Consider the following 14,981-nt stretch of genomic DNA (forward strand, 5'->3'; position numbering starts at 1 on the left):
GTGGTGACATGGGCGCGTTGGTTGCGGGTGGGTCCAGGCCGGGCATCGAGGTGAAGATCTGCGGCGTCAACAGCGCCGCCGCCCTCGACGCGACGCTGGAGGCCGGTGCCGATCTCGTGGGCTTCGTGCATTTCGCCAAAAGCCCGCGCCATCTCCATCTGTCCGATGCCGCCGCGCTCTCCGCCCAGGTCAATGGCCGGGCGCTTAAGGTGGCGCTGCTGGTGGACCCGGACGACGCCTTGCTGGGCGATATTCTTGAAGCGGTGAAGCCGGATATCCTGCAATTGCACGGCCGCGAGACGGCCGAGCGGGTGGCGGCGATCCGCGCGCGCTTCGGCCTGCCGGTGATGAAGGCGCTCTCCATCGCGCGCGCCGCCGATCTCGACGTCGTCCCCGCCTATGCGGCCGTATCCGACCGTCTGCTGTTCGATGCTAAGCCCGCCCCGGACGATCTTTTGCCCGGCGGCAACGGGCGGGTGTTCGACTGGTCTGTGCTCGACGGCCTTGACCCCGGTCGCCCGATCATGCTTTCGGGTGGTCTGGACCCGGACAATGTGGCGCAGGCGATTGCCCGCGTGCGGGTCGACGGCGTCGATGTCTCCTCCGGTGTTGAAAGCGCGCCGGGCGTGAAATCGACGGAAAAGATCTTTGCCTTCGTCCGCGCCGCGCGCGCGGCGTCCCTTGCCTCCAGGGTGGAAAGCCAAGCCAAGTGACTGCGTTGAATTCCTATCGCACCGGCCCGGACGAGCGCGGTCATTTCGGCATCCATGGCGGCCGTTTCGTTGCCGAGACCCTCATGCCCGCGGTGCTGGAGCTTCAGGCCGCCTATGAGGCCGCCAAGGTCGATCCCTCCTTCAAGAGCGAGATGGACGGCTATCTCACCCATTATGTCGGGCGTCCCTCGCCGCTGTATTTTGCCGAGCGCCTCACCGCGCATCTCGGCGGCGCGAAAATCTATCTCAAGCGCGAGGAGCTGAACCACACCGGCTCCCACAAGGTGAACAACGTCCTCGGCCAGATCCTGCTCGCCCGCCGCATGGGCAAGAAGCGCATCATCGCCGAGACCGGCGCCGGCCAGCACGGAGTCGCGACCGCGACGCTGTGCGCCCGCTTCGGCCTGGAGTGTGTGGTCTATATGGGCGCGGTGGATGTCGAGCGGCAGAAGCCGAACGTGTTCCGCATGAACATGCTGGGCGCCACCGTTGTGCCGGTGCAGTCCGGCACGCGCACGTTGAAGGATGCCATGAACGAGGCGCTGCGCGATTGGGTGACCAATGTGCACGACACCTTCTATTGCATCGGCACGGTCGCCGGTCCCCACCCCTATCCGGCCATGGTGCGCGACTTCCAGTCGATCATCGGCACCGAGGCGCGCGCCCAGATCCAGGAGATGGAAGGCCGCCTGCCGGATTCCCTGGTCGCGGCGGTGGGCGGCGGCTCCAACGCCATCGGCCTGTTCCACGCCTTCCTGGATGATCCCGATGTGGAGATTTTCGGCGTCGAGGCCGCGGGCCACGGGATTTCCAGCGGCCAGCATGCGGCCGCCATCATCGGCGGTCGGCCGGGCGTGCTGCACGGAAATCGCACCTATCTGCTGATGGACGACGACGGGCAGATCAAGGATGCGCACTCCATCTCGGCCGGCCTGGATTATCCCGGAATTGGGCCGGAGCATTCCTGGCTGCATGATATCGGCCGGGTGAAATATATTCCCTGCACCGATGCCGAGGCGCTTGAAGGCTTCATGCTGCTGTCGAAGCAGGAAGGCATCATCCCGGCGCTGGAATGCGCGCATGCCATCGCCAAGGTGATGGAAATCGCGCCCACCAAGCCGAAGGATCATGTCATGATCGTCAATCTGTCGGGCCGTGGAGATAAGGACATCTTCGCGGTGGCAGAGCTTCTGGGGGGCCAGATATGAAATTTGCATCTGCTTGCGCGGCTCTGGGCCTCGCTCTTCCGCTCTCTTTCGCCGTTCCGGCCGTTTTGCCCGCAAGTGCGGCGCCGGCCGGCCTCTCCCTGACCACGGGTTCGGTGATCACCGATCCGACCGGCGCCTTCATCAGCGTGCAGGTGGCCAACACCGGCACCTTGATGCTGAGCCAGATCGTGGTGACCTGCGATTTCTTCTCCAAGAGCAAGAAAAAGCTCGGCACCTCGTCCACGACGCTGTTTTCCACCTTCCCCGGCATCACGGGGGCGGATCAGGTGCGCCTGATGGGCGCCACCAGCGCCGTATCGGCGACCTGCGCCATCACCAGCCCGAACTGAGCGGGTCTCATTTTCCCCGGCCGCGTGCGGCCGGCCCCCTTCGCGGGGGACGAACAAAAGACGCATCATGACCACCCGCATCACCGCCCGTTTCGCTGCCCTCGCCGCCGAAGGCCGTCCCGGCCTTGTCACTTTCATCACGGCGGGCGATCCCGATGCCGCGACCTCTTTGGCGATTCTCAAGGCCTTGCCCGCGGCCGGCGCCGATGTGATCGAACTGGGCGTGCCGTTCACAGATCCCATGGCGGACGGCCCGGCGATCCAGGCCGCCGGCCTGCGCGCGCTCAAGGGCGGGCAGACGCTGGCGAAGACGCTGGGCATGGTCCGTGCCTTCCGCGGCGGCGACGGCGCGACGCCGATCGTGCTGATGGGCTATTACAACCCGATCTATATTTATGGCGTCCCGCGCTTCCTGGCGGATGCGAAGGATGCCGGCGTGGACGGCCTCATCGTGGTCGACTTGCCGCCGGAAGAGGACGACGAATTGTGCCTGCCCGCGCTTGCCGCCGGGCTCGATTTCATCCGCCTCGCCACGCCGACCACCGACGACAAGCGCTTGCCGGCGGTGCTCGCCCATACGGCGGGCTTTGTCTATTACGTCTCGATCACCGGCATCACCGGTTCCGCGACGCCTGACGCCGATCTGGTGTCGGCCGCCGTGGCGCGCATCAAGGGGCATACGGATCTGCCGGTGGCGGTCGGCTTCGGCGTGAAAACCCCGGCCCAGGCGGCAGCCATCGCAGCCGGCGCCGATGCCGTCGTCGTCGGTTCGGCCCTGGTGGATGTCGTGCGCGCCTCGCTGGATGAGGCTGGCGCGGCGACGCCCCGTACGGTGACGGATGTGGAAACCCTGGTGCGCGATCTCGCCGCGGCGGTGCGCGGCGTTGCTCGCCAAGCGGCGGAATAATAGGCCGGGCCGCCCCGGCCGCGGGCGCGTGACGGCACGCGAGGCGCGTGAAGCGCGGCGCTCTTGATCCGCCTCATGGCGGCGCGCGCCGGGCGGTTCATGCTTCCTTCCATCGTCATGGGAGGATGGACATGCCCGGTTCGCGCGTCACCCGTTTCATCGCCGCCTTGCTCGCCGGCACGCTTCTGGCGGCAAATCCGGCCGCCGCCTGCACCCGCGCGCTTTATACCGGCGCTGACGGCCTCGTCATCACCGGCCGCTCGATGGATTGGGCGGAGGACATGCGCACCAATCTGTGGGCTTTCCCGAAAGGCATGGCGCGCGACGGCGCTGCCGGGCCGACGGCGCCGAAATGGGTCTCGAAATACGGTAGCCTCATCGCCTCGGGCTATGATGTCGGCACCGCCGACGGCATCAACGAGGCCGGGCTGGTGGTGAACCTGCTCTATCTCGATGAATCCGACTATGGCGGCGACACCGGCAAGCCGCCCATGTCGATTTCGGTCTGGGCGCAATATGTGCTCGACATGTTCGGCTCGGTCTCAGAAGCCGTGGCAGCGCTGGAGAAGGAGCCGTTCCGCATCATCGCGCCGGTGCTCCCGAACGGGTCCCCTGCGCAGCTTCACCTTGCGCTTTCCGACGCCAGCGGCGATTCCGCGATCCTGGAATATATCGGCGGCAAGCTCGTCATCCACCATGGCAAGCAATATCAGGTGATGACCAATTCGCCGATTTTCGACCAGCAATTGGCGCTCAACACCTATTGGGAAGAGATCGGCGGGCTGACCTTCCTGCCCGGCACGAACCGCGCGTCGGATCGCTTCGCCCGCGCCTCGTTCCTGATCCATGCGGTGCCGAAGCAGGCCGATCCGCGCTTCATTTCGGCGGTGCCGGGGCAGAGCTATGCCAATCAGGCGGCGCTCAGCGTGCTCGGGGTGATGCGCAGCGTCGGCGTGCCGCTCGGCATCACCACGCCAAACCAGCCGAACATCTCCTCCTCCCTCTGGCGCAGCGTCGCGGACCAGAAGAACAAGGTCTATTTCTTCGATTCCTCCACCAGTCCCAACGCCTTCTGGGTGCCGCTCGCCGACCTCGACCTCAAGGAGGGTGCGCCAGTGAAGAAGCTCATTCTGGAAGGCGGCAAGGTCTATTCGGGCAATGCGGCGGCGCAGTTCGAAGCGGCGCCGGCCTTCACCTTCCTGCCGGGGAAGCCATAGGCCTCGCCGTAGGGCCGGAATGGCTCCCAGCCCTGGCCCTTTCGCGACGCCGGCGGCTCTCGACCGCCGGCGGCCCCTCAGGCGCGCGCCATGCGGCGGGGCGCAAGCAGATCCAGCAGCGCCGTGCCGAGAGCCGCCACCACCAGATTGGCGACCAGCGCCAGCAGCCCGACATAGATCGTGTACGACTCGCCCCCGAGGATCAGCCGGTGCACCGGCACCAGCCCGTCCGAGAAGACGATGAACGATCCGCCGCCGATGCCCACCACCCAGCCGGCAAGGAGAGCGCCGGCGCGGAACCAGCGGGTGAACAGGCCGAACACCACCGCCGGGAAGGTCTGGAGGATCCAGAGGCCGCCCAGCAATTGCAGGTCGATGGCGAATTTGGTGGGCAGGAAGATGATGCAGGCGAGCGCGCCCACCTTCACCACCAGCGACACGATCTTCGCCACCTGCGCTTCGCCCGCGTCGGTGACCGCCGGGTTCACATAGGCCTTCCACACGTTGCGGGTGAACAGATTGGACGCGCCGATGGACATCACCGCCGCCGGCACCAGCGCGCCGATGCCGATGGCGGCGAAGGCGAAGCCGGCGAACCAGCTCGGAAACAGGGTCTTGAACAGCATCGGCACCACGTCGGTGGGGCTCGTTACCTTCACACCGGCCGCGTGCGCCATGTAGCCGAGCAAAGCGATAAGCCCCAGCAGCACCGTATAGGCGGGCAGCAGGATCGCGTTCTTTCGGATAATATCCCCGCTCTTGGCGGCGAACACGCCCGTGAGCGTGTGGGGATACATGAAGGCGGCGAGCGCCGAGCCGAGCGCGAGCGTCGCATAAGGCAGCATCTGCTGCGGCTGGAGAGTGAGGCCGGTGGCGCCGCCCTTGGCCTGGAAGGCGAGGTCCGCCGCGTGGAACACGGCGCCATAGCCGCCGAGCACCATCGGCACCAGCACCACCGCCACCAGGACCACCACATAGATCATGATGTCCTTGACGAAGGCGATCAGGGCCGGTGCCCGCAGGCCGGCCGAATAGGTATAGAGCGCGAGGATCAGGAAGGCCGCGATGATGGGGAATTCCCCGGTCAGCCCCATGGCCGAGATCACCGCCTGCATGCCCACGAGCTGAAGCGCGATGTAGGGCATGGTGGCGATGAGGCCGGTGAGCGCGACCACCAGCTCCAGCGCCCGGCTGCCATACATGCCGTGCACCACGTCCGCCGCCGTCACATGGCCGCTGGCATGGGCGACCTTCCACAGCTTCGGCATGACGAGGAAAATGAAGGGATAGACGATGATCGTGTAGGGCAGGGCGAAGAAGCCGTAGGCCCCCACCGCATACACCAGCGCCGGTACGGCGATGACGGTGTAGGCGGTATAGAAGTCGCCGCCCACCAGGAACCAGGTGATCCAGACCCCGAACTGGCGCCCGCCGAGGCCCCATTCGTCGAGCTTGGCATGGTTATCGGCGGCCTTCCAGCGCGAGGCGACGAAGCCCATCACGGTGACCAGCACAAAAAAGAACAGGAAGACCGACAGCGCGGTCCAATCTATGGCGCCGATCATTCCTTGGTCGCCTTATAAACCACGAAGGTCAAAAGGGAGGTCAGCGGCACCCAGGCGAGCTGATACCAATAGAAAAACGGGAAGCCGAACAACTCGGGTAGGCGTTCATTATAGAACGGCACCCATAGCAGCCCCAGGAAGGGCAAGAGCAGGAGGAGTCGCACCTTAGGGAAACCTTCCGAAGGTTAGTCGAGGGGGCGATTAAACCGGTTAGAAAACGCCGTCCAATCAAAATGTCGGGTGTATCTTCATTCCTTAACGGAATAGCTTGCCTCCGCCGTGGTTTCGCCACCATGCGCGCCCAAGCCCTTCGGTGAGATGACGCAAGGGTCGGCGGCGCTGGATTTGCGCAGCGCAGCGCGACCGCCCTTCCGTTCCCGCCCGCTCGGTATTACATGGAGCGCGCCACAGCCGGAGCATTCTCCTTGAATTGGATTTCCAACGTCGTCCGCCCGAAGATCCGCGATTTCCTGGCGCGCCGGGATGTACCGGAGAATCTGTGGGTGAAGTGCCCGGAAACCGGGCAGATGGTGTTCCACAAGGATCTGGAGGCCAATCTCTATGTGATTCCGGGCTCCGGCTATCACATGCGCATGGACGCCACGAAGCGGCTGAAGGCCACCTTCGATGATGGCGCCTATGCGGAGGTCGCGCTTCCGGAGGTCACCATCGACCCGCTGAAGTTCCGCGACGAGCGCCGCTATGCCGACCGCCTCAAGGATGCCCGCACCAAGACCGGCATGCAGGATGCCGTGAAGGTCGCGACCGGCCTGCTGGAAGCCTTGCCCGTGACCATCGCGGTGCAGGATTTCGGCTTCATGGGCGGTTCGCTCGGCATGGCCGCCGGCGAGGCGGTGGTGAAGGGGCTCCAGACGGCGGCCGAGAAGGGCACGCCCTTCATCATGTTCGCCGCCTCGGGTGGCGCGCGCATGCAGGAGGGCATCCTTTCCCTCATGCAGATGCCCCGCACCACGGTGGCGATCCAGGAATTGCGCGAGGCGAAGAAGCCTTACATCGTGGTTCTCACCAATCCGACCACCGGCGGCGTCACCGCCTCCTACGCCATGCTGGGCGACATCCAGATCGCCGAGCCGGGCGCGCTGATCGGATTTGCCGGGCCGCGCGTGATCGAGCAGACCATCCGCGAGAAGCTGCCGGACGGCTTCCAGCGGGCCGAATATCTGCGTGAGCACGGCATGATCGACATGGTGATACATCGCCACCAGATGCGCGAGACGCTGGGCCGCCTGTGCCGCATCCTGGTGAAGGCGCCGGCCGTGCCGCCCAAGGGGCGCCTGCCGCGTCCCGCCGCCGCCTGATGCCCACCCAACCATTGCGCCGCGCGGCCGAAGCCGCGCAGGGGTAGAAGACGATGTCCCTCTCCCGCCCCGTCGGCGGACCCGACGCCATTCTGGAGCGCCTCGCGGCGCTCCACCCCCAGCGGATCGACCTTTCGCTGGATCGGGTCCATCGCCTGCTTACCGCGCTCGATCATCCCGAACTTCGCCTGCCGCCCGTGATCCACGTGGCGGGCACCAATGGCAAGGGATCCACCATCGCCTTCCTGCGCGCGGCGCTGGAGGCGGCGGGCAAGCGCGTGCATGTCTACACCTCGCCCCATCTGGTGCGCTTCAACGAGCGCATCCGCCTTGCCAGTGCTTTGGTGGAGGATGCGGCGCTCTCGCAGGCCCTCGACCAGGTGGAAGCGGCCAATGCCGGGGCGCCCATCACCCTGTTCGAGATCACGACGGCGGCCGCCTTCGTCCTGTTCGCCCAGGTGCCGGCGGACGTGCTGCTGCTGGAAGTTGGCCTCGGCGGGCGGCTCGACGCCACCAATGTGGTGGATGCGCCTCTGGCCAGCGTCATCACGCCGCTGTCCATCGACCATGTGGATTTTCTCGGGCCGACGCTGGAGCTGATCGCCGCCGAGAAGGCCGGCATCATCAAGCGCCGCGTGCCGGTCATCCTCGCCGGCCAGCCGGACGAGGCGCTGGCGGTGATCGAGCGCGCTGCGGCGCGCAAGCTCGCGCCTTTGTTCGCGCGCGGGCAGCAATGGACCATGCACGAGGAAGCGGGGCGGCTGGTCTATTCCGACGAGGCCGGGCTTCTCGATTTGCCGCGTCCGCGCCTCATGGGCGCGCACCAGATCGACAATGCCGGGCTTGCGGTCGCGACCTTGCGGGCCTTGCCGCAATTGGGCGTAAGCGCCGCCGCCATCGAGGCCGGATTGCGGGCGGCCGAATGGCCGGCGCGGCTCCAGCGCTTGGCGCCGGGCCCGCTGACCGCGCGCGCGCCGGCCGACGTGGAAGTCTGGCTCGACGGTGGACACAATGCCGCCGGCGGCGCCGCCCTCGCCAATGCCTTGGCGGAGCTGGAAGAGCGCTATGCGCGCCCGCTGGTGATGATCGTGGGCATGCTGGGCTCGAAGGATGTCGCGGCCTTCCTGGCGCCATTCGCGGGGCTCGCGCGCGAGGTGATCGCGGTGCCCGTTCCCGGCGAGCACAAGGGCCTCTCGCCCGAGGAAGTGGCGGCAGCCGCCGCCGTGCTCGGCATGTCCGGCTCGGTGGCGCGCGATGTGGGCGCTGCGCTCGATGGGCTTGCGTCCTTCCCCCTGATGCCGCCGCCGCGGGTGCTGATCGCCGGCTCGCTCTATCTGGCGGGCGCCGTGCTGCAAGAGAATGGCGCCGCTTTGCTCTGAGGGCCCCGCGTGTGGGGCCTCGCCCTCTCCTCAGCCGGAGGTCGCATCCTCGTTCGGTCGATGGGGATCGGGCAGGGCGCCGGTTCCGGGTGTCTTCTCGGGATCGGTCAGGGACGGCTTGGCGTGGGGGCCAGCGGCAGGCTTGCCGGCGGCGGGCTTGCCAGCTGTGGGATTGCCAGCGGGTTCCGATGACCCTGGCGGGCCGCCGGTGGTGACCTTGCCGGCCTTTGTCTCATCGAAAGCGGGGTGTCGCGGTGACGCGGACATGCGGGGTTCTCCTCTGCAATCCATTGGGATATAACGCGCCAGGGCAAATCCGGTTGCCTCGGCGGCAGGCGCACCTTGACTTACCGCGCCGCGAAGAGCAGCTTCCGCCCGCGCCATGAGGTGCCGGACGGACCCGTCCATCATTCCCCAAAACCCCACGGACAGGCATGCGCAGCTATTTGGACTTCGAGAAGCCGGTGGCCGAGCTCGAGGCGAAGGTGGAAGAACTGCGGGCACTTTCGAGCGGGGACGGCGTCGCCATTGCCGACGACGTGACGCGCCTTGAGGCCAAGGCCGCCGACGCCCTGGCGCAGCTCTATTCCACCCTTACCCCCTGGCAGAAAACCCTTGTGGCGCGCCATCCCGCGCGGCCGCACTTCGGCGATTTCGCCAAGGGCCTGTTCGACGAATTCACCCCCATGGCGGGGGATCGCAAATATGGCGAGGACGAAGCCATCATCGGCGGCTTCGCGCGCTTCCGGGGCGAACCCGTGTGCGTGATCGGCCATGAGAAGGGCTCCACCACGGAAACCCGTATCCGGCACAATTTCGGCATGGCGCGGCCCGAGGGCTATCGCAAGGCCGCGCGCCTGATGGAGCTGGCAGACCGCTTCAACGTGCCCATGATCGCCCTGGTCGACACCGCCGGCGCCTATCCCGGCATCGGCGCCGAGGAGCGTGGCCAGGCCGAGGCCATCGCCCGGTCCACCGACGCCTGCCTTGCGCTCGGCGCGCCCAATGTCGCAGTCGTGATTGGCGAGGGCGGGTCCGGCGGTGCCATCGCCATCGCCACGGCCAATAAGGTCCTGATGCTGGAGCACGCCATCTACAGCGTGATCTCGCCCGAGGGCGCGGCCTCGATCCTGTGGCGCGACACCGCCAAAGCACAGGAGGCGGCGACCAATATGAAGATCACCGCCCAGGATCTGGTGCGCTTCGGCGTGGTGGATTCGATCATCAAGGAGCCCACCGGCGGTGCCCATCGGGACCCCAAGGCCGCCATCACCGCGACCGGGGACGCGATCGCGGAAGCCTTGAGCGGCATGGCCGGCATGGATGCGGCGGCGGTGCGCAAGGCGCGGCGGGCGAAGTTCCTGGCGATCGGCCGCACGCTTTAACCATCTGGAACCATCTGGAGCTGGACGGCGGCCGGTTTGTCTGGAACCATCTCATATCAGCCGCAATTGGTCGGTCATGTGCGCCTAAGGGGCGCTGATTTATCGCTTTTCCGCCATCATATGGTAAGGCCCCGTCAAGGTTGGTGCTTGCATGATGGCTCTTAGTGCCGGATCTGCCCATATGGGCGGATCGCGCTCTAGTGCGCCCGAAACGGACCTTGGAGTTCTGCGTTGAGCCGTCCGCTTCCCCTCATTTCCCGGCTCCGGCTCGCGGCACTGGCCGCCACGGCGGCGGTGGTGCTGGCCGGCTGCAACGGCCAGGGCGATCTGTCCCGGCGCTCCCAGCAGCCCCTGTCGCCGCAGATGGTCACCATGATCCAGGAAAAGGGCATGACGCCCTCCAGCCCGATCCTGGTGCGCCTGTTCAAGCAGGAATCCGAGCTGGAGGTCTGGAAGCAAAAGACCAACGGCACCTATGCGCTGCTGAAGACCTATCCGATCTGCCGCTGGTCGGGCGAGCTCGGCCCCAAGGTGAAGATCGGCGATCGCCAGGCGCCGGAAGGCTTCTATGCCATCACCCCGGCGCTGATGAACCCTAATTCCAATTATTATCTCGCGATCAACACCGGCTTTCCGAACGCGTTCGACAAGTCCTACGGCCGCACCGGCGAGTTCCTGATGATCCATGGGGATTGCTCCTCGTCGGGCTGCTACGCAATGACCGACCAGCAGATCGCCGAGATTTTCGCTTTGGCGCGCGAGAGCTTCGCCGGCGGCCAGCGCTCGTTCCAATTGCAGGCCATGCCGTTCCGCATGACGCCGAAGAACCTCGCCCGCCATCGCACCAACCCGAACATGGCTTTCTGGCGCAACCTGAAGGAAGGCTATGACAGCTTCGAGGTGACGAAGCAGGAGCCGAAGGTCAACGTGTGCGACCGGCACTATGTGTTCAACGCGCAGGTGGAGGGGGGGCGCGGCTTCGACGCTTCCGCCGCCTGCCCGAACTATACCGTTCCCGCCGAGATCGCCAACGCCGTCGCCGCCAAGCGCATGGCCGACGACCTGCAGATCGCCGCGCTGTCGAAATCGCTGCCCGTGGCGCCGGTAAAGACCGGCACCGACGGGGGCATGCATCCGGTGTTCCTCGCCAAGTTCCGCCCGGTCGGCACCGAGGCGAATGATTACACGGTGGACGTGAACGGGGCGCCGCCCGGCACCATGCCCGAAACCACGCGCCCGCCGGGCATTTCTCCGGAAAGCCAGGTAGTCGAATCGAATGCGCCGGTGCGTCCGGGCGCGGATCCGACCTCCGCCTCCGCGCCTACGAGCAGCGGGCCGCGTGTCGCTTCCGTCCTGCCGCCCGGATCGGTGCAGCAGACCGCCAGCCTGAGGCAGGGCACTGCGTCCGGAACGGTCTTGCAGGGCTCCACGACCATCATGACGCCGGGTACGTTCTCCTCCGGCACGCGCTAGAGCCGTCTCGGGTTTTTCCGCCGCCGAAGCGCCGCCGGCGGCGGCTGGGACGCAAAATGTTTCACGTGAAACAATGACTTAGCGCGGACGAAGATCGGTTTACTGAGGCTTCGCCGCAGGTCTCCGGCCTACCGAACCTGCATTTCGGGCGAAGGTTCGGCAAGGATGAATCCGGAGGATGCTCCGGTTCGGTTCGGCCTCGGACGGCCGTCGGTTCGACCCTCTCGCCCCGTTCCGGATCCTCATCCTCATCCGCCTCTGAAACGCAAAAACGCCCGGCTCAGCACCGGGCGTTTTCGTTCAGAAGGGGAGGCGCAAGCCTCAGGCACTTCGCTTCAGGCACTTCGCTTCAGGCGAAGCGGCCGTGGCAGTGCTTGTATTTCTTGCCGGAACCGCAGGGGCAATTCTCGTTGCGGCCCACCTTGCCCCAGGTGGAGGGATCGTTCGGGTCGCGCGCGGCGACCGCGATGTCGCCCGCCACGTCCGGCCGGGGCCGGGTGCCGATGGCGGCGGCGGAGGCGGAGAATTCATCCTCGCCCGTGGTGGCGTCGATATGGTGCGCTTCCATGGGCGGAAGCGCCTCTTCCGGCGGCGGGGAGGTGACGATCTCCACCCGCATCAGCTGCGAGGTGACGATCTCGCGCAGGCGCCCCAGCAGGGCGGAGAACAGCTGGAAGGCTTCCGACTTGTATTCGTTCAGCGGGTCGCGCTGGGCATAGCCGCGCAGGCCCACCACCTGGCGCAGATGGTCCAGCATGCCGATGTGCTCGCGCCACAGATGGTCCAGCGTCTGCAACAGGATCGACTTCTCGATATAGCGCATGAGGTCCGGGCCATATTGGCCGGCCTTGCCCGCCATCCATTCGTCGGCGCGGCGGATGATGCGTTCGGTGACTTCCGGGCCGGCGATGCCTTCTTCCTGCGCCCAGGCTTCCACCGGCAAATCGAGGGTCAGCACGTCGCGCACGGCGAAGTCCAGGCCCTTCACATCCCATTGCTCGGGATAGGAATTTTCCGGGATGTATTTGGCGACGAGGTCGGTGATGACCGAGTGGCGCATGTCCTCCACGGTCTCGGCGATATCGGCGTCGTTCATCAAATCGAGCCGCTGCTCGAACACCACCTTGCGCTGGTCGTTGAGAACGTCGTCATATTTCAGGACGTTCTTGCGCATGTCGTAATTGCGCGCCTCGACCTTCTGCTGGGCCTTCTCCAACGCCTTGTTGATCCAGGAATGGATGATGGCCTCGCCTTCCTTCAGGCCGAGCTTCTGGAGCATGCCGTCCAGACGGTCGGACCCGAAGATGCGCATCAGGTCATCGTCGAGGGAGAGGAAGAATTTGGAGCGGCCGGGGTCGCCCTGGCGCCCGGAGCGGCCGCGCAGCTGGTTGTCGATGCGGCGGCTTTCGTGACGCTCGGTGCCGAGCACGCACAGGCCGCCGGCGGCCAGCGCCTTCTGCTTCATCTCGGCGACTTCGGCGCGAATGCGCGCTTCAGCCTCGGCCCGCTCGGGCCCGTCGGGCAGGTGCTGCAATTCCTGCGCGACGCGCATGTCCACATTGCCGCCGAGCTGGATGTCGGTGCCGCGGCCGGCCATGTTGGTGGCGATGGTGACCGCGCCGGGAACGCCGGCCTGGGAGACGATATAGGCTTCCTGCTCGTGATAGCGGGCATTCAGCACCGCGAACGACTTCTCGTGGCCATGGCCACTGAAGGCGGCGGGGTCGGAAAAGTCCTTCTGCTTCAAGCCGGCCTGCTTGAGCATTTCGGCGAGCAATTCGGATTTCTCGATCGAGGTGGTGCCCACCAGCACGGGCTGGCCGCGCTCCGAGCAATCCTTGATCACCTCGATGATGGCGACATATTTCTCATGGGCGGTGCGATACACCTCGTCGTCATCGTCCTTGCGGGCGATGGGGACGTTGGTGGGCACTTCCACGACCTCGAGCTTATAGATGTCGCCGAACTCGGCCGCCTCGGTATTGGCGGTGCCGGTCATGCCGCCGAGCTTCTCGTAGAGGCGGAAATAATTCTGGAAGGTGATGGAGGCGAGCGTCTGGTTCTCGGGCTGAACCTGCACGTGCTCCTTGGCTTCCAGCGCCTGGTGGAGGCCTTCCGAATAGCGCCGGCCGGGCATCATGCGGCCGGTGAACTCGTCGATGATGACGACTTCATTGTTGCGGACGATATAGTCCTTGTCGCGCTGGAACAGGGTGTGTGCCCGCAACGCCTGGTTGACGTGATGCACCACCGACACGTTCTCGATGTCGTAGAGCGAGGTGGACTTCAGCAGGTCGGCGGCGGAGAGCATCTGCTCCATCTTTTCCATGCCGGCTTCGGTCATGGAGACGGTGCGCTGCTTCTCGTCCACCTCATAGTCTTCCTTGCCGAGGCGCGGAATGTAGGTGTCGATCGTGTTGTAGAAATCCGAGCGATCGTCGAGCGGGCCGGAGATGATGAGCGGCGTGCGCGCCTCGTCGATGAGGATCGAATCCACTTCGTCGACGATGGCGTAGAAATGCCCGCGCTGCACCATGTGCGCGCGGTCGTATTTCATATTGTCGCGCAGATAGTCGAAGCCCAGCTCGTTGTTGGTGGCATAGGTCACGTCGCTGGCATAGGCGGCGCGGCGCTGGTCGTCGTCCAGGCCGTGGACGATGATGCCAGTGGTCAGGCCGAGAAAATTATAGACCTTCGCCATCCATTCGGCGTCGCGCCGGGCGAGATAGTCGTTCACCGTGACCACGTGCACGCCCTTGCCGGCGAGCGCGTTGAGATAGACCGGGAGGGTCGCGACCAGGGTCTTGCCCTCGCCGGTCTTCATTTCGGCGATGTCGCCATTGTGCAGCACCATGCCGCCGATCAGCTGCACGTCGAACGGGCGCAGGCCGAGCACGCGCTTGGCGGCCTCGCGCACGGTGGCGAAGGCGGGAACCAGGAGATCGTCCAGCTTCCGGCCGGCGGCGAGCTGGGCGCGGAATTCGGCCGTGCGGGCGCGCAGCTGATCGTCCGAAAGCGCGGAGATTTCGGGTTCAAGCGCGTTGATCGCCGCCACCATGGGGCGAAATCCGCGGACCATGCGGTCGTTCGCGGAGCCGAAGATCTTGCGGGCAAGTCCACCTAGCATCGTGACGTCTCTATTCCGTCCCGTCTCTTGTAGCGGAGGGGCGGAGACGGGCCGCCGGACCCTCCGGTCCATGAACGCGCTGTTCGACACGCGCAATGCGGCGCCAGCAAGTCCACGCTTGTTATTCGCTTCATCCGGGGCCGACCGCGCCCACGTCCGGCTGAAAGGCCGTTACGGGTCACGTGCCCATCCGGGATACGACGGGAGACTTATGAACGGGTCGCAGGCTTGTCAATGAGAGCGGGCCGCACGGCGTCGCTTCCGGACCGATATTCCCGCCGCGGAACCGCCATCGCGAATTTAACCCGCGATCCCGCACTGCGGTGCACGTGCTGTCA

13 protein-coding genes are annotated in these 14,981 nt (G+C 65.9%); 9 read left to right on the plus strand and 4 right to left on the minus strand.

Features of this window, described 5'->3' with window-relative positions; genetic code table 11:
- Window positions 1-8: 8 nt before the first annotated feature.
- The 5 genes from V5G24_RS06640 to V5G24_RS06660 all read left to right on the plus strand — a co-directional run bounded on the left by V5G24_RS06640 (window position 9) and on the right by V5G24_RS06660 (window position 4,395).
- A complete protein-coding gene (locus V5G24_RS06640; protein WP_394085401.1) occupies window positions 9-713 on the plus strand; it encodes a phosphoribosylanthranilate isomerase in 705 nt (234 codons plus the stop codon).
- Window positions 710-1,921, plus strand: coding sequence for a tryptophan synthase subunit beta (trpB, locus tag V5G24_RS06645; RefSeq protein WP_394085402.1), 1,212 nt, complete (start codon window positions 710-712; stop codon window positions 1,919-1,921). Before V5G24_RS06640 ends, trpB begins: the two co-directional genes overlap by 4 nt.
- Window positions 1,918-2,271: a hypothetical protein gene (locus tag V5G24_RS06650; protein WP_394085403.1), complete on the plus strand. Its 354-nt coding sequence runs from the start codon at window positions 1,918-1,920 to the stop codon at window positions 2,269-2,271. The genes trpB and V5G24_RS06650 overlap by 4 nt, the downstream gene beginning before the upstream one ends.
- Before the next feature lie 67 nt (window positions 2,272-2,338).
- Window positions 2,339-3,178, plus strand: coding sequence for a tryptophan synthase subunit alpha (gene trpA / locus V5G24_RS06655; protein WP_394085405.1), 840 nt, complete (start codon window positions 2,339-2,341; stop codon window positions 3,176-3,178).
- Window positions 3,179-3,309: 131 nt separating this feature from the next.
- The gene (locus V5G24_RS06660; RefSeq protein ID WP_394085406.1) at window positions 3,310-4,395 is read left to right on the plus strand and encodes a linear amide C-N hydrolase; all 1,086 of its coding nucleotides are present in this window, start codon (window positions 3,310-3,312) and stop codon (window positions 4,393-4,395) included.
- Window positions 4,396-4,472: 77 nt separating this feature from the next.
- On the opposite strand, the gene mctP is transcribed toward V5G24_RS06660, so the two are convergent.
- Window positions 4,473-5,960 carry a monocarboxylate uptake permease MctP gene (gene mctP, locus V5G24_RS06665; protein ID WP_394085407.1) on the minus strand — a complete coding sequence of 496 codons (1,488 nt, stop codon included), beginning with the start codon at window positions 5,958-5,960 and terminating at the stop codon, window positions 4,473-4,475.
- A complete protein-coding gene (locus V5G24_RS06670; protein WP_394071086.1) occupies window positions 5,957-6,124 on the minus strand; it encodes a DUF3311 domain-containing protein in 168 nt (55 codons plus the stop codon). The genes mctP and V5G24_RS06670 overlap by 4 nt, the downstream gene beginning before the upstream one ends.
- A gap of 261 nt (window positions 6,125-6,385) precedes the next feature.
- Here V5G24_RS06670 and accD point away from each other — a divergent pair, with 261 nt between their 5' ends.
- Both accD and V5G24_RS06680 read left to right on the plus strand, forming a co-directional pair.
- Complete coding sequence (gene accD / locus V5G24_RS06675) at window positions 6,386-7,279, plus strand: acetyl-CoA carboxylase, carboxyltransferase subunit beta (protein ID WP_394085408.1); 894 nt, start codon at window positions 6,386-6,388, stop codon at window positions 7,277-7,279.
- A gap of 53 nt (window positions 7,280-7,332) precedes the next feature.
- A complete protein-coding gene (locus V5G24_RS06680) occupies window positions 7,333-8,658 on the plus strand; it encodes a bifunctional folylpolyglutamate synthase/dihydrofolate synthase (protein ID WP_394085409.1) in 1,326 nt (441 codons plus the stop codon).
- Between the two features lie 30 nt (window positions 8,659-8,688).
- Here V5G24_RS06680 and V5G24_RS06685 read toward each other — a convergent pair whose 3' ends face one another.
- Window positions 8,689-8,925, minus strand: a complete 237-nt coding sequence (locus V5G24_RS06685) for a hypothetical protein (RefSeq protein WP_394085410.1) — start codon at window positions 8,923-8,925, stop codon at window positions 8,689-8,691.
- Between the two features lie 167 nt (window positions 8,926-9,092).
- Between V5G24_RS06685 and V5G24_RS06690 the strand changes: the two genes are divergently transcribed.
- Complete coding sequence (locus V5G24_RS06690) at window positions 9,093-10,043, plus strand: acetyl-CoA carboxylase carboxyltransferase subunit alpha (RefSeq protein WP_394085411.1); 951 nt, start codon at window positions 9,093-9,095, stop codon at window positions 10,041-10,043.
- Window positions 10,044-10,274: 231 nt separating this feature from the next.
- The gene (locus V5G24_RS06695) at window positions 10,275-11,516 is read left to right on the plus strand and encodes a hypothetical protein (RefSeq protein WP_394085412.1); all 1,242 of its coding nucleotides are present in this window, start codon (window positions 10,275-10,277) and stop codon (window positions 11,514-11,516) included.
- A gap of 349 nt (window positions 11,517-11,865) precedes the next feature.
- Here V5G24_RS06695 and secA read toward each other — a convergent pair whose 3' ends face one another.
- The gene (gene secA / locus V5G24_RS06700) at window positions 11,866-14,643 is read right to left on the minus strand and encodes a preprotein translocase subunit SecA (protein WP_394085413.1); all 2,778 of its coding nucleotides are present in this window, start codon (window positions 14,641-14,643) and stop codon (window positions 11,866-11,868) included.
- Between the last annotated feature and the right edge of the window lie 338 nt (window positions 14,644-14,981).

The sequence above is a fragment of the Roseixanthobacter finlandensis genome, from assembly GCF_043195105.2.
Classification (GTDB): domain Bacteria; phylum Pseudomonadota; class Alphaproteobacteria; order Rhizobiales; family Xanthobacteraceae; genus NCEH01.

Excerpts from the sequence above, each read along its gene's own strand:
- V5G24_RS06640 (WP_394085401.1), top strand. The coding sequence starts at position 9 with ATGGGCGCGTTGGTTGCGGGTGGGTCCAGGCCGGGCATCGAGGTGAAG.
- V5G24_RS06650 (WP_394085403.1), top strand. The coding sequence starts at position 1,918 with ATGAAATTTGCATCTGCTTGCGCGGCTCTGGGCCTCGCTCTTCCGCTC.
- trpA (WP_394085405.1), top strand. The coding sequence starts at position 2,339 with ATGACCACCCGCATCACCGCCCGTTTCGCTGCCCTCGCCGCCGAAGGC.
- V5G24_RS06660 (WP_394085406.1), top strand. The coding sequence starts at position 3,310 with ATGCCCGGTTCGCGCGTCACCCGTTTCATCGCCGCCTTGCTCGCCGGC.
- mctP (WP_394085407.1), bottom strand. The coding sequence starts at position 5,960 with ATGATCGGCGCCATAGATTGGACCGCGCTGTCGGTCTTCCTGTTCTTT.
- V5G24_RS06680 (WP_394085409.1), top strand. The coding sequence starts at position 7,333 with ATGTCCCTCTCCCGCCCCGTCGGCGGACCCGACGCCATTCTGGAGCGC.
- V5G24_RS06685 (WP_394085410.1), bottom strand. The coding sequence starts at position 8,925 with ATGTCCGCGTCACCGCGACACCCCGCTTTCGATGAGACAAAGGCCGGC.
- V5G24_RS06690 (WP_394085411.1), top strand. The coding sequence starts at position 9,093 with ATGCGCAGCTATTTGGACTTCGAGAAGCCGGTGGCCGAGCTCGAGGCG.
- secA (WP_394085413.1), bottom strand. The coding sequence starts at position 14,643 with ATGCTAGGTGGACTTGCCCGCAAGATCTTCGGCTCCGCGAACGACCGC.